The following is a 20,345-nucleotide window of genomic DNA, read 5'->3' on the forward strand; positions in this document are numbered from 1 at the left end:
TGTGTTGCTCATGTATGCCATTAATACATGAGCAACACAGAAGCGATCCAACGAAGAGATTCGACAGCTATGATTACCGGACTTTTTGAACATCCTCTATAAGTTGTTATTAGCACTTGGTCCTAACAATTATAGCACGTCCCTACCGATAAGCAAAGAGGTTGTTTTTCAAAATTAAACTTTCCAACTTTCAGCTTCCAACAAACGACAAACCAACTAACCAACAATCCAACGAACCACTATTACATAAAAAGAGTAAGCCAATCGTCCTTGACCTACCCTTTATTCGTTTCAATATTTCGTTTTGTAAAGTGGCATTGCGGACATTCATAAATGACGTTTTGATTGGATTGAGCTGTTAGTACGTTTTCAAGATTATCTTCTTTTTGACAACTAGGGCAAATTATTTTTAATTTCATTATAATCACCTCAAGTTATAGTCTATCCGCATAGGTTAGTCATATTCGCGACTAGGTAATACTGTTATTGGTAATGTTGTCCCCCTCGTACCACGTAAATCAACATTCTCTTCTTCCTCAGGAAAGATTACTAGAAAACTTTCAGAAGTAGTTTCGGCTAGCTTTTTAGGTAATTTTTCTAAATATGGGTGCCAAGCAATCGTACCTCGACGAGCGCTAATAACAACAACTAAATCCCCATCTTTAAAACGATGGTAATAGTTTTCTTCCAAATCTCCCCATTTCTCAACCGTTTCTAAAACAAGTTCAATATCCGGCTTTTCTTTATTCAATAATTTTTCATAAAAGTATTGGTCGCCTTTCACGACGACACCAAGTACACTCGCTCCTAGTTGATTGGCTATTTTTTTTACGACACGGATACTTTCTTTAAATCCACGTTTTCTAGAAATCATTGAAGGAAGAATTAGTACTATTCTTTTCGTCGTATTTAACGGATGACTTATTTTTGAAACGACCATCATTTCATTCGTTTGTTGCAAAACTTGGTCTAGGACGCCACCTAATATTTTTTGTGATGTAGATAATTTTCCGTTCCAACCGACAATAACCATCGAAATTCTTGTGTCAGTAATAGCGCGAATAATACCCGATGCGGGGTTATGATCAACTCTCGTCAATAATCGTATCGGAATATCTGCTCCTGAAGCATACATTACCGCATGACCAAGCATCTTTTCTGCTTCTGCAACTTTTGCCGCTTCCGCTCCTCCATTAGATTGTACAACAGAAATTGGATATAAAGGTTCATTTGAAGTAGGTGTCTTAATAATAAACGCTAAATCTAATAAGGACTCAATCGTTTTAGGATTTGATAAAGGTATTAAAATTCTTTCGGGTGCAATACTCGGTTCATAAGGTTGCTCTTCTTCATATTGAGCTATTTTGCGACTATATTTTTCAACCATATACGGACCAATTAAACAGGTAACTAAAATCATTATAATAACACCATTGACAGTCGCTAAATTAAATAAACCTAATTCAAATCCAACCAAAGTTGCTGCTAATGTCGCCGCAGCTTGAGGGATCGAAAGACCATACATAAGCTTAATTTCATCTTTCGAGTAACTGTAAATATTCCCTGAAATCCAAGCAGCAAAAGCTTTTCCAAAGTTAACAAACAGAACGATGGATAACGCGACTAACCACGCTTTCGGCTCTTCAATTAAGACGCGAAAATCCATTAACATTCCAACAGATAGTAAGAAAAAAGGAATGAATATCGCATTTCCAACAAATTTAATACGATTCATTAATGGACCTTGTTCGAAAATTAGTCTATTTAACGCTAGACCTGCTAAAAAAGCCCCAATAATTGGCTCTACACCTGCAATAGTTGCGAAAAAGGCACAAACGAACAAAATTGCCATCACAAACAAGTATTCCATTGATCCTTGGCTACTCATATTTCGAAAGAAAGAACGGGCAATTAGAGGAACACCAAATAAAACGATAATTACGAATAACGATAAAGAAACAAACATTTGCAACCAAAACGTGATTGTTAACTCATCTTGCTTCATTCCAGCAATTACGGCTAATACTAAAAGAGCTAATGTATCCGTCATAATTGTACCGCCGACGGTCGTAGTCACTGCTTTATTTTTGGAAATGCCTAGACGACTTGCAATCGGATAAGCAAGTAAAGTATGTGAACCTAAAAGCGAACCTAATAAAATAGACGCTGGTATAGAATATTGTAAAAACAGTCCCAATCCAGTTCCTAAAATAAACGGTATCGTAAATGAAAGCAGTCCGAATACAAAACTACGATTACGATATTTTTTAAATCCATCTAAGTCAATCTCTAATCCTGCAATAAAAATAATATATAAAAGTCCAACTGTTCCTAACAATACAATTGTTGGATCTCGATCCAACACTCCTAAACCGTTTGGTCCAACAATGATTCCTGCTATGATTAGACCAATTAAACCTGGTACTTTTAATTTGTTCATTAGTAATGGAGCCACTAAAAATATAACCATTGCTAAAGCGAAGATCAGCACTGGATTTGTAACAGGTAATTCAACCACAAACAAAGCTTCACACACCTTTTTCATAAATTAAGTTTAAGTCGTTGATCAAAAAAACTTTTATAATCATAAAAGAACGGTGTACCTTTGTCAACAAAGCCTTCTTTATAATCAGCATTAGTAAAAACTACATTTAGGTTATGAAGTTATTTTTACTATTTACTACCCATATCCTACCTTATGAACTTTAATAAATAATATCACTAAATTATACTGGGTAAGATATGATTGAAATCATTAAATTCTATGTAAAAAATTATTATTTAAGAAAGATGGGATACAATTGTTTGATGTTATCGGTGACATTCACGGTTGTTATGATGAATTTGAGGAATTGACGAAAAAATTAGGTTATCTTTGGGACAAAGGCTACCCTATTCACCCTGAAGGAAGAAAGCTTGCTTTTGTAGGCGATTTAACAGATCGCGGCCCGAATTCTTTAAAGGTAATTGACGTAGTTTCAACATTAGTAAAGAAAGGTTTCGCTCATTACACCCCCGGGAATCATTGTGATAAGTTGTACCGATTTTTTTTAGGGCGTGGTGTCCAACAAACACACGGTCTTGAAACGACCGTTGCTGAGTTAAAAAATTTACCGAAAGATGAATATGCATCCATTCGAACGAAATATATGGAGTTGTATGATAATGCTCCATTATATTTAGTTTTAGATGAGAAACGACTCGTCATTGCCCATGCAGGAATTCGCTCTGATTACATCGGTAGAACCGATAAAAAAGTAAAGACTTTTGTGTTGTATGGAGATATCACTGGAGAGAAGCATGACGATGGGTCTCCTGTGCGGCGCGATTGGGCAAAAAAGTATACGAATGAAAAATCATTTATCGTTTATGGCCACACTCCAGTTCGGGAACCACGACTCATTAATGGAACGATTAATATCGATACTGGATGCGTTTTCGGCGGTACATTAACAGCATTTCGTTATCCTGAAAAAGAAACAGTTTCCGTTCCATCGAAACAGTCGCACGTGCCTGAAAAATTTAGGACGTTTGATGATTAGTTTTAAAATTGTAATTATTTGTAAGTTAAGCTACGTAGCATTGCAAACCTAAAAAATTTTACATTTTTAATTTTTAATTCTTAATTTCACTCATTTTGAAAGGGAGTTACTAAATGATATTAAAAAAAATGATGGTTTTGTCGATACTTGTCTTATTTGTATCTGCTTGTGGTGGTGAAACGAAGATCTCACCTAATACAGAAGAAAGTAAAATTATTATTGATGAGGAGCGGTCATTGGTCACTTTTTACGCATTATTAGAAAACGAAAATCGTAGTAGCATTGGGCCCCTTTTTGCTAAATTCATCATTTATGATGAAACACTTCAAGATGCGATTGGTGATAATGTCATTGATTTTACGAACGAAGAAGGGGAAAAGCAACCTTTCGCAATTGATGGGAAAAGTGCTTATTTTATTTCTGAATCTTTTGTATATAATGCTGAATTAGACAATGAGGAATTAGTGAATCAAGTGGAAGTTGTGATCAGTAATGAAAATGAAATGGAGTTATTACAATTTTTGATATCGAATATCGAAAAAATCGAAGCACCATCCTCATAATAGGATCGTGATTTATTCTTTTCAAAACTCTCATGACGATGTATTCGTCACCACTTAGATTGTTAAAGGAGGGGGATTTCCTTCTCTTCGCAGTGACCTTCTGACGATTCTCAGACGCTCGTTCACGAAATCACCCTCCTTTTTACATCCAAAACTCTCATGACGGAATTCCGTCACAATCTAAGAATGTAGATACCGAGCATTACCACCCTAACTAACCACTAACCAACTATTTGTAACATATCGGTAGGTGGTTCAATTTCAAAAGACATCTCCTCTTTTAAAATCGGATGAAAAAACTGTAATTGCCAACTATGAAGGGCTTGGCGGTTAATTTTATCCAATGAACCGCCGTACAAATCATCCCCTAATAAAGGGTGACCAATCGAAGCCATATGAACGCGAATTTGGTGGGTCCTCCCCGTTTCTAACGAAAGTTCAACGACCGTTTCATCTTGCAAAGGCTTCACAACTTTAAAATGAGTGATTGCTTCTTGTCCATCTTCGCGGACGGCCCGCTCAATAATACTTCCTTCTTTTCGAGCAATCGGGGAATTGATAACTCCAAACTCCTGTTCAAGGTGACCATGAACGATAGCAACATACGTACGTTTTATCGTTCCAGCACGTTGTTCTTTCGAGAACAAATCGTGTGCATAACGATGTTTTGCTACGATCATTAGCCCTGTCGTATCTCGGTCTAACCGATTAACAGCATGAAACGTCGTTGGAATTTCGTTTTTATCATAGTAGTACATGACTGCGTTAGCTAATGAATAGTCTGGATGATATTTAGAAGGGATCGTTGGTAAGTTCGCTTGCTTATTGATCACTAATAAATGGTCATCTTCATAAACAATATCCAAAGGGATATTTCTAGCTTGCATTCCCTCACCACGTTCCTCATCCGGAAAAATGACCGTTACTTCATCACCTTGTTTTAAGACAGCTCGTACAGTTACTTCCTCTCCGTTAACTAACAACTTTCCATCATGTTTGATCTGTGTTAATGCTAACCGAGAGATTTCTTTTTCATGCCGTAAAAACTCTCTTAAAAGACATCGGTCGTGTCTTACTTCAACTTTCCAATGAAACTTTACATTTCTCATTATTTTCCCTACTAACTGTTAATCGTTGATAAACGACTCTTTGACTCTTTTCCAAAATGGGAAAGGACGAAAGCGCGCAAATCTAATTTTATCTTCTGCCACTCGGCATTGTATCGACTTTACACTTTTCTCTACTAGTGAGATGTGGTCAATTGTCACGTGTAAATCGACATCATTTAATGGTTTTAATAAACAAGTATGGTGCTGAGGCAACACAAGTGGCGAACCTATTGTTCGGTATACGCGATTGTTAATTGATGCCATTTCAGATACTTGAATAGAAGCGAGTGACGGATGCAGTATCGCACCACCAAGGGCTTTATTATACGCTGTACTACCAGAAGGTGTCGAAATACATAGACCATCACCACGAAACGTTTCAAACAAGTCCCCTTTGATTTCTAAGTCCATCACTAATGACCCTACAACACTTTTAACCGAACATTCATTTAACGCTAAATGTCTTTCTGACTTTGTTGAATCGTTGTGGCGAATAATTACTTCTAACAAGGGATACTCAACAATTTTAAACGGAGTTTTCGCAATATGGATCACCAACCGTTCAACCTCTTCTGGTTTCCAATCAGCATAAAAGCCGAGATGACCTGTGTGAACACCAACAAAAGAGGTTTCACTAGATCGATGTGCATACTCATGAAAAGCATACAATAACGTCCCATCTCCCCCTACTGTAATGACAATGTCAGGCTCCTCATTATTATAAGTTAAGTTAAACTCCAATAAATAATTTTTTATTTTTTGCATTAAGCCGTTGGACTTTTCATCACCTCTAGAAATAACCGCAAACTTCATTTTTGCCCCCCCTTTCTTAATGGCTTCTCTGCTCTTCTTCTTTCTTCCTAAAAATAACTTGAGCTTCTAAAACTTCACCACGAATTTGTGACATTTCTTCATCTAGACGGAACGCAGCTTCGGCAGCGTTTTGTAGGCGGTCAATAATATCTTCAGGAATCTCACCACTATATTTATAAAGTAAAGAATGCTCAATTGTTGCCCAAAAATTCATAGCCAACGTCTTCACTTGAATTTCTACTAATATTTTCTTTTCTCCACCAATCGTTTGTACCGGATATTTAATCACAAGATGATAGGCTCGATAACCACTTCTTTTTTCATTTGTGATATAATCACGCTCTTCAATGATTTCAAAATCTTTTCTTCTACGAATTAATTTTACGACAGCATCGATATCTTCGACAAACTGGCACATTACTCTGACTCCGGCTAAGTCTTGCATTCGCGTTTCTAGCTCATCGAGAGGGATATTTTTTCGATGTGCTTTGTCAAGAATGCTAGAAATCGGTTTTATTCTACCAGTTACAAATTCGATCGGCGTGTGACTTGTTGAAGACATGTTGTATTGTTTCCGCACACCTCGTAATTTAATTTTAATTTCATCAACCGCTTGTTGATAAGGCGCTAAAAAAACGTCCCAATTCATCAATTGTCACCCCATATTTTCATTGGTAAAAAACTGACTGACAACTTCAACCATTTTTTCTCCGTAATTACTATTTTCATTTATATTTGAAATAAAATATTGTAATTCTTCATGAAACTGAATAAGTGGTACTCTATTTTCTTCATCAACTTGTAAAAATAGTGGCAAGCTTTTTTGTAGAGCAATATTCAAATCATTCCAAGTCTCTTTTGGAAAACTGACATATATATAATCGTCTTCAACATCTAATATGTAAATAAAGGATAATTGATCAGAATCCGCTAACATGCGCCCTTCAGCTTGAATATTTTTATTAGTGAAAAATTGTTGTTCGGAGACGAAAACTTTCACTTCACGTTCATCAACTGCTAATTTTGTTACTTGAATTTTTTTGGCCATCCTAATTCCTCCAACATTAACATTTTACGACATAAGTGTATCATAAATAAGATTTTTACGATAATGTATATCTACCATTGCACAACAAAACATAGTATTATTAATAGTAGAATTCAGCTTATTTTTTAAACTATAACAAATTTTAATTCACACACTTAAACAATTATAATAAAGAAGGTTTCCATATGACTCAAGAAATTGAAATTGAATTTAAAAATATTGTGACAAAAAACGACTTTGAAAAACTGTTAGCCGCATTTACGATTGAAGCTTCCCAATTTAAGAAACAAGTGAACCACTATTTTGATACAACTGACTTTCAATTAAAAAATCATCAATGCGCTTTACGTATTAGAGAAAAAAATCAAAAATATACGATGACATTAAAGCAGCCTAATCAAGTTGGTTTGTTAGAAACTCATCAATTATTAACTAAAAATGAAGCAGATATTGCCTTAACCGGAGGAAAACTTCCAGAGGGGGCATTAGCTGATCACCTTTTCAAATGTTTTAAAATTGACATCAAAGAGTGCCTTTTTTTAGGTTCATTAATAACGAAAAGAGTAGAAATACCATATCACGGTGGTACTCTCGTTTTTGATCATAGCTTTTATTTAGATGAGGAAGACTTTGAAATTGAATACGAAGTAACGGATGAACCAAAAGGAAAAAAGATTTTTGACGAGCTTTTTTCTAAATATCACATCCCTATCGTGAAAACTGAAAACAAGATTAAAAGGTTTTTCTCAAAAAAATTACAAACCAATAAGCATGGAGGAATCGAATGAAAATTTCTTCACAGGTTAATCACATGTTCGAACTACACGCTATTCGGAATTTGCAACAAAGTAGTAGCCATCGTTCATCTTCATCGTTTGAAACGTTATTTTCTAGTATATTGGAAGAGAAGTTAGAAAAAAATCTAACAAAAACATTTCCTAACATTCAAAATAGAAAACTTGAAACTGTTCCGATGCAATTGTCTCATATAATACCGGAGACTGTTCAACCGTTTAGTCCATTAAATATTTCGTCAGGATCAAAAGAAAAAACTTACGAATCCTACATTGAAGCAGCTGCAAAAAAATATAATGTCGATCCAAAGCTCATTTATTCTGTGATTAAACATGAGTCCAATTTCAACCCGAAGGCCCAGAGTCATGCTGGTGCGGTTGGACTCATGCAGCTAATGCCAGCTACTGCTAGAGGCTTAAATGTTACAAATATTTTTGATCCTATCGAAAACATTAACGGCGGAACAAAATACTTACGACAAATGTTAGATCGCTATGACGGTGATGTAACACTCGCCCTAGCAGCTTACAACGCTGGGCCAGGTAATGTCGATAAATACGGAGGCATTCCGCCATTTAGAGAAACACAAAATTATGTACCTAAAGTGCTTAATACCTTTTATAGCATTTAAAAAATTATATAATTTAATGAATTTCATAATTCATTATTAACGCCATTTAGTATCTATATGTAGTTGCGTTAAACCGCTCGCAACTACATATAATCTGATATGGCTCAATTTAGGTAATTATGAAATTCACTCAATTAAAACCAAAGTGCCTGTTCACGATTCAGTGATAGGCATTTTTTGTGTTTAGTTGGTTTGTTGGTTTGTTGGTTTGGTGCCTAGTTGGAAGGTCGAAAGTTGGAAGGTAAACATCGAACTTACACAGGTTAAGTGGTGACGGTGTTTCGAGTAAAAGGTCACGGTGAAGTACCCGCCTTATTCATCTTTGATGGTGGAGAATTTCGACTTACAGTGCTGATTATTTGCGGTCAAGTATCCTAGTTGCTACAATAATGTTACAGTATTATTTCATCAGACATTTATTTTGTCTATAGAACAAACAAGTGAGGCGACAACAATGGATAAACAGTCAAACATCCCTTATGAAGCTATGGGTGGAAAAGAAGTTTTAGAAGAGCTAGTAGAAACGTTTTACAACAAAGTAGAGCATCATCCACTACTAGCTCCGATATTCCCTGTTGACTTAACAGAAACAATTAGAAAGCAAAAACAGTTTTTAACACAATTTCTTGGTGGGCCACAATTATATTCTAATGAACATGGTCATCCTATGCTAAGAGCTCGACACATGCCTTTTGCGATCACCGAAGAAAGAGCAGAAGCGTGGCTTGAATGTATGCGTAGTGCTATGGATGAAGTGAATTTAGAAGGTCCTTTACGTGAATATATTTTTGAACGCTTAACTCAAACAGCTTACCATATGGTTAATGAGTGAATTTCATAATTACCAAAAATGAGCCATATCACGCAATATATAGTTTGCTAATAGTTTTGACGCAACTATATATTGATCTTAGTGGCGAGAATATTGAATTATGAAATTCATTGAAGTAATTAATATTTATAAAAGTCTTACACTAAAAGTGAATATTACTATAAGCGCGCCTTACTAATATGGAAAGGAGGGATCTAATTGTCGTGTAATGAGTCTAATTCAAGAAATAAAGATGATATAGAACTTTGTGAATGTAGCGATGATGATACAGGCCTTTGTGGTTGTGACGATCAAGATAGCAACCATCCTAAAGAAAACAAAAAGCCATTAGAAATCTACACTTTTGTTGATCCCCTCTGTCCCGAGTGTTGGGCTCTGGAGCCAATTTTAAAGAAATTAAAAATGTATTATGGAAACTACTTCAAAATTCGTTATTTAATTGGTGGAAAACTACAATGTTGTAAAGAGAAGAAATCGAATAAAGATTTGGCCCAATCATGGGAGAAAACCGCTAGTAGGACAGGAATGTCTTGTGACGGTGACCTTTGGCTAGAAAACCCGATATCTACTCCGTTTGCCGCTTCAATTTCTATAAAAGCTGCAGAGCTTCAAGGTAAACTAATCGGGATAAAATATTTAAGAAAACTACGCGAAGTATTGTTTTTAAATAAACAAAATATAGAAGATGAAAATGTATTAATCGAATGTGCACAAAACATCGAAGGTCTTGATATTGAAGAATTTAAAGAAGACCTTCAATCTGAAGGAGCCGTTAAAGCATTACAGTGTGATCTGAAAACAACGAAAGAAATGAGCGTTGAATACTTCCCTACTATCGTTGTTTTTAATGACAACTTTGAAGATGAAGGACTTATGGTTCCCGGATTGTACGATTTTGATGTTTATGTAAATGTCCTTGAGCAAATGTTAAACGAACAACCAAAAAAATCTTCACCAATGTTTCTCGAAGACTTTTTAAAAGAGTACTCATTTGTCGCTTCGAAGGAAATAGCTGTAGTTTACGATTTAACCATTGAGGAAGTCGAAAAAGAAATGAAAAAATTAGTTTTACGTCAAATAGTTGAACGGGTTCCCGTTAAGTATGGAACTTTTTGGCGCTATATCGGTTAGTTTTAATGTAAAAAAAGCTAGGTTGGGGAGACCTAGCTTTTTTACGTACTTCGTAATAAATACAACATTATCGTTACTTCATTTTTATAAGGGGTGTGATTATATTCACATAACTTAGGGGGAGATATGTGATCTCTTTCACATTTATAATTTACCAAATTTATTCTCTCTTTTCAATACACTTGTGAATTAGTTCACAAATCTTTCACCAATGTATAATGTAGGAATAACTTGTACAAGTTTTTCATAGTTATTAATAAAAGTACAAGCACTACATTTACACCTAAGTACTACCTACGCTCTGTGAGAGCTCTGTGAGAAATGGCAAAATATCACCGAGACTAAGTTAGTACTAAACGAAAGAAATCGATGGAGGGGACAAAATTGTATCATGTAATGTTTTTAATTGGCCTACTTTTCATCTTTGTTACCTTTTGGATCTTTATTTTAAGCTTACTTAATTTCTTCCCACTCTGGCTCTCTTCGCCTTTACTGCTTGCCTCGATAGTTTTCACAATACATTGCTTTAATGAAAAAAGAAGATTTCGCGGATTTTCATAAGAAAAGCTCAAGCGCATTGGTAAGCTTCGACAAGCGTTGGAGGGCAGTAACTTCACTGGAAGGCCAGAATTTGTTTAATTTTATATTTAAAATAAGAGGCTGTCGCTAAGGACAACCTCTTTACTTTTACTCTTCAAACAGTAATTGTTCCATTTCATTGAGTGTTTCCTCGAATACAGCTAATGCTTCTTTAATTGGATCAGCACTTGTCATGTCAACACCGGCACGTTTTAACACTTCAATCGGATAATCCGAGCTACCTGCTTTTAAGAAGTCAATATAACGGGTAACTGCCGGCTCACCTTCTTCGAGAATTTGCTTTGATAGTGCTGTAGCCGCACTGTAACCTGTTGCATATTGGTAAACATAGAAGTTGTAATAGAAATGCGGAATTCGAGCCCACTCTAACCCAATCTCCTCATCAATAACGATATCTTCACCAAAGTATTTTTGGTTTAATCCATAATAAGTTTTCGTTAATAGCTCCGGCGTCAACGGTTCACCATTTGCTGCTTTTTCATGAATTAACTTTTCAAATTCAGCAAACATCGTTTGACGGAATACCGTCCCTCTAAAACCTTCTAAGAAATGGTTCAGTAAGTATAGCTTCTTCTTTTTATCTTCCGTTACTTTTAATAAGTAATCATTTAATAATGCTTCATTACACGTCGATGCAACTTCTGCAACAAAAATCGAGTAACCTGAATAGTGATACGGCTGTGTCTTTCTTGAGTAATAACTATGAACAGAATGGCCAAATTCATGAGCCAAAGTAAATAAGTTATTAACGTTATCTTGCCAGTTCATAAGGATATACGGCATTGTGCCATACGTTCCTGATGAATAAGCACCACTGCGTTTGCCGACATTTTCTTCAATGTCAACCCAACGTTTTTCAAAGCCTTCTTTAATAATATTAACGTACTCTTCTCCTAATGGCTCAACACCTTTGATGACAAGGTCTTGCGCTTCTTCATAAGGAACTTCCATTTTTACATCTTTAACGATAGGTGTATACAAATCGTACATATGAATTTCATCGAGACCTAACGCTTTTTTACGTAATGCAACATAGCGGTGTAAAAGATGTAAATGATCATTCACCGTGTCAACGAGTTGATCATAAACAACTTCTGGAATATTATTATTGTCTAATGCTGCTTGGCGAGCCGATTCGTAATTTCTAATTTTTGCATTAAATAAGTTTTTCTTAACATTGCCACCTAACGTACTGCTAAGTGTATTTTTAAACTTACCATACGTCTCAAAGACAGCTTTAAAAGCATCTTCTCTCACTCGACGATCGCCGCTTTCTAAAAAGCGAATGTAACGTCCGTGAGTTACTTCGATGTCTTCACCGTTCTCATCTTTAATTGTCGGAAACTTTAAATCGGCATTATTGAGCATTCCAAACGTATTTGCTGGTGTAGCTGTTACTTCACTTACTTGAGCAAGAAGTGCTTCTTCTTTCTCACTAAGAACGTGCGGACGCTGACGATTTGTTTCATCCAAGGCATGCTTGTATTTTTTTAAATCATCATTTTCAGCTACAAATTCGTTAATTTTCTCTTCCGGAATACTTAATAACTCCGGAATGATAAACGAAGCGATATTACTAAACTGTGTTGACAAATTAGCTGCTCGATCGTTTAAGCCTTGATAAAATGAATTCGTCGTATCTGAGTCACTTTTTAAGTGAGCATATACGTAAAGTTTCCCTAAACGCATACTTACTTCATTTTGAAACTTCAAGCATTCATATAGTTTCTCACTACTAGTTGCTAATTGGCCTTTATACTGTTGTAATTTAGGCATTTCTTCTTTTACTTCTTTAAATTCTTTTTCCCATTCTTCATCCGTAGAAAAAATATCTTCTACATCCCATGTTCTTTCAACTGGGATTTCTTCACGCTTTGGAAGTTGTTTTGATTTCTTTGTTTCTTCCAACATAAGCACCTCCATTTTTCTTAAATAAAGCTTGGCTTATCTTTTTCACGAAAGCCTTAGTCTTCTTATACTATCTGCCCTATTAACAGTTTATTCTGATAGTATAAAACAAACGTATTCAAACTATATTGTTCGTTACTATATAGAAATAATCCTTTTTATTTTAGAAAAAATATTACTGTTTTCGAAATAATTTACGATTTTCATACAAAACCAAGGTGACGATTTAATCAGCACCATCTAATATGTAAAAGGAGGGCAATCTTCTTCTCTTCACTGTAAAACTCTTACGACTTTTAGAGGCTCGTTCAGAAAATTGCCCTCCTTTTTTCATACAAAACCTTCATGGGGGGTATACCGCCACCATCTAATATGAAAAGGCGGACACTTTCCCTCACCTCGCAGTAACCTTCTTACGAATCTCAGAGGCTCGTTCACGAAAGTATCCGCCTTTTTTTCATACAAAACCTTCAAGACGATTATTCGTCACAGTCTACTAAGTAAAAGAACGAGCGATTTTTTAATGAAACCGTCTTATTGACCTTTTTATCCATTTCTATCGCTTTATCAAACGTCTTTGGCATTTGAACATCGTTCAATTTTATAAACACGTCTCCCCCATCTTTAGTTAAAAGTACATTGAGTTCACATAGAAGTAATAAGTAACTTTTTAACGCGGCATTTTCACTTCCCGCTTTTTTTAGAGGAAGAAGGCGTAAATGGAAAACCCCTTTTTTTACAAGGGCTTGAAACGCTCTTTTTACTAGCTTAAAGTGGAACTTACTATGTTTTTCTCTCTGATTAACAAACATTTCTAAAATCCAGCTTTGCCACACGTAAGTTGGCGTTTCAATAAATTCATGAAAAGGGACTGGTACTCCTGCTTCGGAAGGAAATAATGTATACGGAATTCCTTTATTCAAATATAAACTTCTAAGAAAATGTTGTGCTTCACTTAAATGTCTCCTATAAGTTCGCCACATTCTTTTTGTGGAAAGCCACGTATCCGATTGCGTGTGTACACTTGTGGTTTGAAAGATTGTATGAAAGAAAAACTTATTTAGTGGATGAAATGTCGGAGTGCAAATGGATCGGTTTGCTGATAAGGCAATGATGTTATTTAATTTAATAAATATTTTATTTTTAGGGCAAAAAGCAATAAGTTGGGAATGGTCTTTCTGATCATGGGGGTTTAAAGTAAATAGCCAATGGAAACTGTTCAATTGGAAGAGGTTCGTTTTAATTCGCTGTATTTGGTTTCCACCTAAGATCCAGATAGGTATGTAACTATGATCTTGATAGGTTTTCGTTCTTTTCATAAAAATTTGATGAGGTATTTTCGCACATTGAAATTCAATCGCAAGACGCCTCTCTCCGATGTGTACTAATAAATCAGGTCTTTGTTTAATTTGTGGTACATACGGTTCAAGCTCTACATGTAATTGTTGTGACATAAACCAATCATATAATAACTTTTTCCCTTCAATATGGTACGGTGTTTCACCTTCAAGAAAGTCATTACAAGTTTCTTTTTTCTTATGCGCAAAATGCCACGCTTGCTTTTCCCCTAACTTTAAAATAACTTCCCGTTGACATGCAGGACAGTAAAACTGCTCTTCTTTCCTTAGATGTAAGAGTGTTTCTCTTTTTACATCTTTACGATATAAAGAAATATAAGTGCCATCACTAATGGTTGCTACAAGCAACGAAACTCCCTCCTCTAGTTTATTTAGGTGCCCAAATGTAAACTTACTATAGACAAAAAGAAAGTATAGAGCACTTAGTACTCCAACTATATTTTGTGCCTAGAGGTTCATCACTTTTTTGGACACCTCTCTTAATGATTAAAGTAACGGTGACATTAATCTTGAAGTCGATTCTATCACCCTTTTGAATAGCGATCTTTTCTTAAACTTTTCATAACTAATAACGGTAGAGTGTTCCATATCGTATATATAATCACTTACAAGGGTATGAACGCTTTTTGTTTTATACAAAAAGGCATTCACTTCAAAGTTTAAATGGAAGCTCCTCATATCCATATTCGCTGTACCAATTGAGGCAATTTCATTATCGACAATCAAAATTTTACTGTGCATAAAGCCACGATTATATTCATAAATTTTCACGCCTGCCTCTAACAACTCTGGAAAATATGAACGCGAAGCATAAAATACAATTCGTTTATCAGGCCGGTTAGGTACTAAAATACGAACATCTACACCGCTTAAAGCAGCAATTTTTAACGCCGACAATATATCATCATCAGGGATAAAATACGGTGAAGCGATCCAAATCGATTTTTTTGAGGAAGTAATCATTGAGAAAAATAATTTTTTTATTACTTCCCAACGAGTATCTGGTCCACTAGCAATCATTTGGACCCCACCTAGTTGCTGTTGCTTAGGAAGTTCTGGAGATAGATAACTTTGTTTTAACAACGTTTCTCTCGTCATATAATACCAGTCTCTTAAAAAAATAAGCTGCAGTGAACGTACCGCTTCTCCTTGTACGTATAAATGTGTATCTCGCCAATGACCGAAGTATTGATTCTTACCTAAATATTCATCACCAATATTCAATCCACCGACCAATGCTACTTTTGCATCAACAATAATAATTTTCCGATGGTTTCGATAGTTAATTTTATGGTTTAAAAAAGGCATTTTTACAGGAGCAAAAGCAACCATTTCTACCCCAGCATCGCTTAGTTGCTTTACGTAAGACTTTGAAAGTTGGAAACAACCTACAGCATCATAAAGAAAACGAACTTGCACTCCTGCTTTTGCTTTTTCTATCAAAATTTCTTTAATCTCGTTACCGATTTCATCATTGCGAACGATATAATATTCCATATGAATGTGATTCGTTGCATCTTCCAATGCTTTTAAAATATGGGTAAACGTTTCTTTTCCATCCGTTAACACTTTTGTTTCTGTAGCAAAGGATATTGGGTTATTAGCTAAGCGGTGCGCGAGGCGAAAAAGAAGTTGTTGATCTTCTCCCATTTTACTTAACTCTTTTTCATTAAGATGCTTACTACCTTCAATACTATCTAATGCTTGTTCATCCATAATTGCCTTTTTCGTAAATGTTTTCATTTTACGATGATTTTGTCCAAACATTAAGTAGAAGAAGAAGCCTAATACGGGGAAAATGGCGAGAACCATTAACCATGTGACCGTTTTAGATGGGTGACGATTTTCTAGGAAGATGACAATGGCAATAAAAAAAGCAGATAATGAAAAAAGAAAAGTAATCGCTCCGACGATCCATCCTTCCCAGTAATCTTTCGTTATGTATAAAATTGTTCCTACGATACTTAAAAAAAGTAAAACTTGTAGTTTCTTTTTCATAAATTTACCCCTCATAAGAAAAGCGCAAAACGTCCGCCTGTCGGCGAAAACCGGTGGAAGACCTTCCCGTAGCGGTCAAGTTTTAGACAGCAAGGGAAGGTCTGAAGCGGTCGAGCCGATGGCGCCTGCTCCTGCGATTACTCGTCGCACGAAAACATTTGCTCCTGCGATTACTCGTCGCACGAAAACATTTGCTCCTGCGATTACTCGTCGCAAAACTCCACTGCAGCATATTCAGTGAAGCGTCTTGGAGCTAAACACCTTTCCAAGTTCAAATAATATATACTTTCTTATCCTTAGAAAAAAGGACCACCACTTCCTCAAAAGATAACTTCAATCAATGAGACCTTCATATAAAGAGGTGTTCATAATGTATCTTTTCAAGGAAGTGCAGCCCCCTTTGATTACGTACATATCAAGTTATTTGTCAAACATTTTCCGTAAATTTTGTAGCGCTTTGTCTCCTATAATTTCTTTACCGTATTCTTGAATTCGGTGGATAGACACTTCAGATTCAAAACCAAATTCTAAAATCTGACTTAAAATATCATCTTGTTCATCCTCCGCAAATTCATCTGTAAACATTACAAATAAATAGTAATTACCTTCGAAGTGATAAAGAGCATCTTCAAAGCCCTTAATATCAATTCCATAACTTAGAGAAATAATATCCTCAAAATCATTAAATCCAATAACGAGATCTAATAACTCAGGCTCTGTATCCTCATCTTCTTTTTGCTTACTTTTTACAAAATTTTCATCAAGCATGTCGACAATATTTTCGTCGACTGGTAAATTGATTTGGTCATTCGAAACTGGGATTTCTAATTTTACGCTCCCGTCTGTAATTTGACCTCGCGTAACGATAATTTCAAGGCCTTTATCAAGTGCCTGTACTTGTATCCATAATGGTCCTTCAAGCTCAAAGTTTTCTATATCATTTGCTTCGTTAATCATCTCAAAAAAAAGTTCCTCGCCTCTTTCACGGTTATACCAAATTTCTTCGCGATCAAAGCCTCGATTTTCTATATCTTTGTAGGTGATGAAAAACTTGATTGTTGATTCATTTAGTCTTTCGATTTCCATGTTCCTTCTCTCCCTTCTAGCGAAATCTATATGGCGGAAGGGATTTGTATCCCTTAGAGATTAAGATTGAGTTAACCTTTCATTCACCATTTCCGTTAGAGATAAACGGAATAAGCTATTCCTTTTCATATATTATACTTCTATTCTATGATAAATCAATTCAGAATGAAAATTAAATGCTAAACAATTTTTGGACAATTAATTTAAACTTTTTTACTAAATCAGGAATGAAACCTTTTAAAAAGTGATAAATTTAGTTAATAAGTTGTCCTTTTATTTTATCATTTATTTGATTATTTTTTAAATGGTCTTTTATAAATATATTGTCAGTCAACTTGCCCCTGTTATTATTTGTTTATTCACTTTACTTTTAAGAGGTGTGTCCATGAGCCTAGATATGGAGTTCATCATTCCATTATTAACAATAATTAGCATTGATATTATATTAGGTGGTGATAATGCCATAGTTGTCGCGTTAGCATGCCGTAACTTACCTAAAAATATTAGAAATAAAGCGATTGTCGCAGGAATTGGTTTGGCGATTGTTGCTAGAATTACCTTAACCCTTTTAGCTGTTTACATACTTAATATTCCTTTTCTAATGGCAATTGGTGGAGCGTTATTATTATATATTTCCTTTCATCTTTTAACAGAGATGGGTGATGAAAGGGATATCGAAGGTAAAACAACCATTTTTTCTGCGATAAAAACGATTATTATCGCTGATATTGTGATGGGCTTTGACAATGTACTAGCTGTTGCAGGCGCTGCGCACGGAAATAAAACGTTAGTAATTATCGGTCTACTTGTATCAGTCCCAATCATTATTTGGGGAAGCAAAATCATTTTATACGCTATCGAACGATTTCCGATTATTATTTATATCGGAGCCGGAATACTGGCTTATACGGCAGCAAAAATGATTATTCATGAGCCAATGTTTGATCCACTTTTTTCACACCATCCATTCGTTTCAACAATGTTACAAATCTTGGCGATCGTCGCCGTTATCGCTTTAGGGTGGTTTTTTAACCACTTTAAAAAGAATAACTTTGAATTTAAAATGTAATAAGAAAAGCGCAAGGCGTCCGCCTATCGGCGAAAACCGGTGGAAGACCTGCCCGTAGCGGTCAGGTTTTAGACCGCTACGGGCAGGTCTGAAGTGGTCGAGCCGATGGCGCCTGAAGCTAGACAGCATTCAAAATTTTTTATACTTTCTTATCTTTCAAGAAAAGCGCAAGCGAAAAAAACAAAGAGGCGCACATCATAGGGTGGCCTCTTTAAACTTGTATATTTTTTATTCGTTTGCTGCTCTTTGAGCCTCTTGTAAAAAGAAAGAACGAACTTTACGAGGTAAGAAACGACGAATTTCAGCCTCATTATAACCTACTTGTAATCGTTTCTCATCTAAAATAATTGGTCTACGTAGTATACCAGGATTTTCACTTATAATTTTGAACAGTTGTTGCATTGATAACGAATCAACTTCAACATTCATTTCTTGAAAAACTTTTGAGCGTGTTGAAATAATTTCGTCGGTTCCATCTTCTGTCATTCTTACGACTTCTTTCACTTCTTCGATCGTTAATGGCTCTGCAAAAATATTTCTCTCAACAAATTCAATGTTATGTTCTTCTAACCACGCTTTAGCTTTTCTACATGATGTACAACTTGGGGATGTAAACAGTTTTACCATTTTCCAATTCTCCCTTCCATTTATCCAACTCAGACTTTTATATATACAATTATTATTAATTGATAATCAGTTGATAATCAAATTATACAATAATCATTCTAATTTGAACACCCCTGATTGAAAATTAAATAAACAAAATTTATACACTTTGTACATAGTGTTAACTAACTCTTCCCTTTTATCTCATACCCTTTCACCTCTTAGATAAAACATATTTTTAAAAAATTTTTAATAATGAATTTCATCATATGTGTTTCATTGTAATAAAATAAGGGACTGTCCCAAAAAGTGTCATACACTTATGGGACAGCCCGTTTTTATTTCAATACTCTTATGCTGTTGTTTTTGTGTTTGATGATACTGGATTTCTGCCTGGAATACGTTTTAATCCAGGTAGTTTCTTTTTTAGTTCTTTTAAAATCTCTCTTTTCTTTTTACGCTTTTTATCTCTTCCCTTCATGTTAGACACCTTCCTACTCGTAAGATTAGTAACGCCTGTTAATATTCATTTAAGGAGATGTTCAAAAAGTCCGATAATCATAGCTTGCGAATCTCTTCGTTGGCTCGTTTCTGTGCTTCTCATGTATTAATAGCATACATTCCGCTGCTCGAAGCTTCGCCGCCTCGACCTCCTCGGCTCTGATTATCCTCCTTTTTGAACACGCACTTTAATTATTTTTAGAGTTATTATAAGAAAGTACTTCGTCTACATCTTGATAAGGTTCACCGTACAGCTGTTCATCTTTATACGTGTGGATCATTTCATACGTTTGCTTCATCTTTTCATAAATCGTTTCTTCATCGTCGTCTTCTGGAGACCAATATAAAATTTCTAGTTCGGTAATTTCTTTTGTTGCAAGCGATCGGCGTCGATAGCCGATTGATTTTGCATGATGAAACCCTTCTCGTTCATAAAAATTCAACCTTTTTTCCGTATCTGTATCCTCATAATTAACAGGCTCTACCTCAAGGATGATCGGTTTTTGTTTTAGTTTAAGTTTATTTAATAACTTTTTCCCTAAACCTTGGCCTCTTGCATCTTTAGAGACGAACAAGTAATCAATAAAGATGAAGTCGTCCATCTCTACATACATCATAACATGATGTGGCCCTTCATTCTTGTGATAAATGTTACCTTTTTCTTTTAATAAAAGTTCCATATGCTCTTTTGATTTCATTTCCTCTATTGGGAAATATTGATTGAGCTTTTCATACCAATTCATGTTAACCTCCAA

At 35.3% G+C, this 20,345-nt stretch carries 21 protein-coding genes; 8 read left to right on the forward strand and 13 right to left on the reverse strand.

Features of this window, described 5'->3' with window-relative positions; genetic code table 11:
* Window positions 1-275: 275 nt before the first annotated feature.
* Entirely contained in the window at window positions 276-419 is a 144-nt protein-coding gene (locus BKP35_RS19635; protein WP_169819224.1) for a hypothetical protein, read from the reverse strand.
* A 35-nt stretch (window positions 420-454) separates the two neighbouring features.
* Window positions 455-2,545, reverse strand: a complete 2,091-nt coding sequence (locus tag BKP35_RS13430) for a cation:proton antiporter (RefSeq protein ID WP_245741969.1) — start codon at window positions 2,543-2,545, stop codon at window positions 455-457.
* Window positions 2,546-2,801: 256 nt separating this feature from the next.
* On the opposite strand from BKP35_RS13430, the gene prpE reads away from it, so the two are divergent.
* Together prpE and BKP35_RS13440 are read left to right on the forward strand one after the other, a co-directional pair.
* Complete coding sequence (prpE, locus tag BKP35_RS13435) at window positions 2,802-3,542, forward strand: bis(5'-nucleosyl)-tetraphosphatase PrpE (protein WP_071313878.1); 741 nt, start codon at window positions 2,802-2,804, stop codon at window positions 3,540-3,542.
* A gap of 113 nt (window positions 3,543-3,655) precedes the next feature.
* Window positions 3,656-4,105, forward strand: a complete 450-nt coding sequence (locus BKP35_RS13440; protein WP_071313879.1) for a hypothetical protein — start codon at window positions 3,656-3,658, stop codon at window positions 4,103-4,105.
* A gap of 221 nt (window positions 4,106-4,326) precedes the next feature.
* Here BKP35_RS13440 and BKP35_RS13445 read toward each other — a convergent pair whose 3' ends face one another.
* Genes BKP35_RS13445 through BKP35_RS13460 form a run of 4 tightly spaced genes read right to left on the reverse strand, consistent with a single transcriptional unit; the run spans window position 4,327 to window position 7,075 of the window.
* Entirely contained in the window at window positions 4,327-5,214 is an 888-nt protein-coding gene (locus BKP35_RS13445; RefSeq protein WP_071313880.1) for an RluA family pseudouridine synthase, read from the reverse strand.
* A gap of 18 nt (window positions 5,215-5,232) precedes the next feature.
* Complete coding sequence (locus tag BKP35_RS13450; RefSeq protein WP_211274630.1) at window positions 5,233-6,027, reverse strand: NAD kinase; 795 nt, start codon at window positions 6,025-6,027, stop codon at window positions 5,233-5,235.
* 16 nt (window positions 6,028-6,043) lie between these two features.
* Entirely contained in the window at window positions 6,044-6,676 is a 633-nt protein-coding gene (yjbM, locus tag BKP35_RS13455) for a GTP diphosphokinase (RefSeq protein ID WP_169819227.1), read from the reverse strand.
* Window positions 6,677-6,682: 6 nt separating this feature from the next.
* Entirely contained in the window at window positions 6,683-7,075 is a 393-nt protein-coding gene (locus BKP35_RS13460) for a UPF0738 family protein (protein WP_071313883.1), read from the reverse strand.
* A gap of 185 nt (window positions 7,076-7,260) precedes the next feature.
* Here BKP35_RS13460 and BKP35_RS13465 point away from each other — a divergent pair, with 185 nt between their 5' ends.
* The 4 genes from BKP35_RS13465 to BKP35_RS13480 all read left to right on the forward strand — a co-directional run bounded on the left by BKP35_RS13465 (window position 7,261) and on the right by BKP35_RS13480 (window position 10,464).
* Entirely contained in the window at window positions 7,261-7,863 is a 603-nt protein-coding gene (locus BKP35_RS13465; RefSeq protein ID WP_071313884.1) for a CYTH domain-containing protein, read from the forward strand.
* Complete coding sequence (locus tag BKP35_RS13470) at window positions 7,860-8,501, forward strand: lytic transglycosylase domain-containing protein (RefSeq protein WP_071313885.1); 642 nt, start codon at window positions 7,860-7,862, stop codon at window positions 8,499-8,501. Before BKP35_RS13465 ends, BKP35_RS13470 begins: the two co-directional genes overlap by 4 nt.
* Window positions 8,502-8,955: 454 nt before the next feature.
* Window positions 8,956-9,333, forward strand: a complete 378-nt coding sequence (locus BKP35_RS13475; protein ID WP_071313886.1) for a globin domain-containing protein — start codon at window positions 8,956-8,958, stop codon at window positions 9,331-9,333.
* Window positions 9,334-9,531: 198 nt separating this feature from the next.
* Window positions 9,532-10,464 (forward strand): ClpXP adapter SpxH family protein, encoded by a 933-nt coding sequence (locus BKP35_RS13480; RefSeq protein ID WP_281244240.1) that lies wholly within the window; start codon window positions 9,532-9,534, stop codon window positions 10,462-10,464.
* Between the two features lie 687 nt (window positions 10,465-11,151).
* Here BKP35_RS13480 and pepF read toward each other — a convergent pair.
* The 3 genes from pepF to cls form a co-directional block, all read right to left on the reverse strand.
* Complete coding sequence (gene pepF / locus BKP35_RS13485) at window positions 11,152-12,972, reverse strand: oligoendopeptidase F (protein WP_420534838.1); 1,821 nt, start codon at window positions 12,970-12,972, stop codon at window positions 11,152-11,154.
* A 479-nt stretch (window positions 12,973-13,451) separates the two neighbouring features.
* Complete coding sequence (locus BKP35_RS13490; protein WP_071313888.1) at window positions 13,452-14,678, reverse strand: competence protein CoiA; 1,227 nt, start codon at window positions 14,676-14,678, stop codon at window positions 13,452-13,454.
* A 138-nt stretch (window positions 14,679-14,816) separates the two neighbouring features.
* The gene (gene cls, locus BKP35_RS13495; RefSeq protein ID WP_071313889.1) at window positions 14,817-16,328 is read right to left on the reverse strand and encodes a cardiolipin synthase; all 1,512 of its coding nucleotides are present in this window, start codon (window positions 16,326-16,328) and stop codon (window positions 14,817-14,819) included.
* A 118-nt stretch (window positions 16,329-16,446) separates the two neighbouring features.
* Here cls and BKP35_RS20120 point away from each other — a divergent pair, with 118 nt between their 5' ends.
* Complete coding sequence (locus tag BKP35_RS20120; RefSeq protein ID WP_281244241.1) at window positions 16,447-16,569, forward strand: hypothetical protein; 123 nt, start codon at window positions 16,447-16,449, stop codon at window positions 16,567-16,569.
* A 179-nt stretch (window positions 16,570-16,748) separates the two neighbouring features.
* Here the strand turns inward: BKP35_RS20120 and mecA are convergent, their stop codons facing one another.
* Window positions 16,749-17,414 carry an adaptor protein MecA gene (mecA, locus tag BKP35_RS13500; protein WP_071313890.1) on the reverse strand — a complete coding sequence of 222 codons (666 nt, stop codon included), beginning with the start codon at window positions 17,412-17,414 and terminating at the stop codon, window positions 16,749-16,751.
* A 385-nt stretch (window positions 17,415-17,799) separates the two neighbouring features.
* Between mecA and BKP35_RS13505 the strand changes: the two genes are divergently transcribed.
* Window positions 17,800-18,483: a TerC family protein gene (locus tag BKP35_RS13505; protein ID WP_071313891.1), complete on the forward strand. Its 684-nt coding sequence runs from the start codon at window positions 17,800-17,802 to the stop codon at window positions 18,481-18,483.
* Window positions 18,484-18,711: 228 nt separating this feature from the next.
* Here the strand turns inward: BKP35_RS13505 and spxA are convergent, their stop codons facing one another.
* The 3 genes from spxA to BKP35_RS13515 form a co-directional block, all read right to left on the reverse strand.
* The gene (spxA, locus tag BKP35_RS13510; protein ID WP_071313892.1) at window positions 18,712-19,110 is read right to left on the reverse strand and encodes a transcriptional regulator SpxA; all 399 of its coding nucleotides are present in this window, start codon (window positions 19,108-19,110) and stop codon (window positions 18,712-18,714) included.
* Window positions 19,111-19,441: 331 nt separating this feature from the next.
* Window positions 19,442-19,570 carry a hypothetical protein gene (locus BKP35_RS20125; RefSeq protein WP_281244242.1) on the reverse strand — a complete coding sequence of 43 codons (129 nt, stop codon included), beginning with the start codon at window positions 19,568-19,570 and terminating at the stop codon, window positions 19,442-19,444.
* Window positions 19,571-19,778: 208 nt separating this feature from the next.
* Window positions 19,779-20,333 carry a GNAT family N-acetyltransferase gene (locus BKP35_RS13515; protein WP_071313893.1) on the reverse strand — a complete coding sequence of 185 codons (555 nt, stop codon included), beginning with the start codon at window positions 20,331-20,333 and terminating at the stop codon, window positions 19,779-19,781.
* Window positions 20,334-20,345 lie beyond the last annotated feature (12 nt).

Source organism: Anaerobacillus arseniciselenatis (assembly GCF_001865995.1).
Lineage (GTDB): Bacteria > Bacillota > Bacilli > Bacillales > Anaerobacillaceae > Anaerobacillus > Anaerobacillus arseniciselenatis.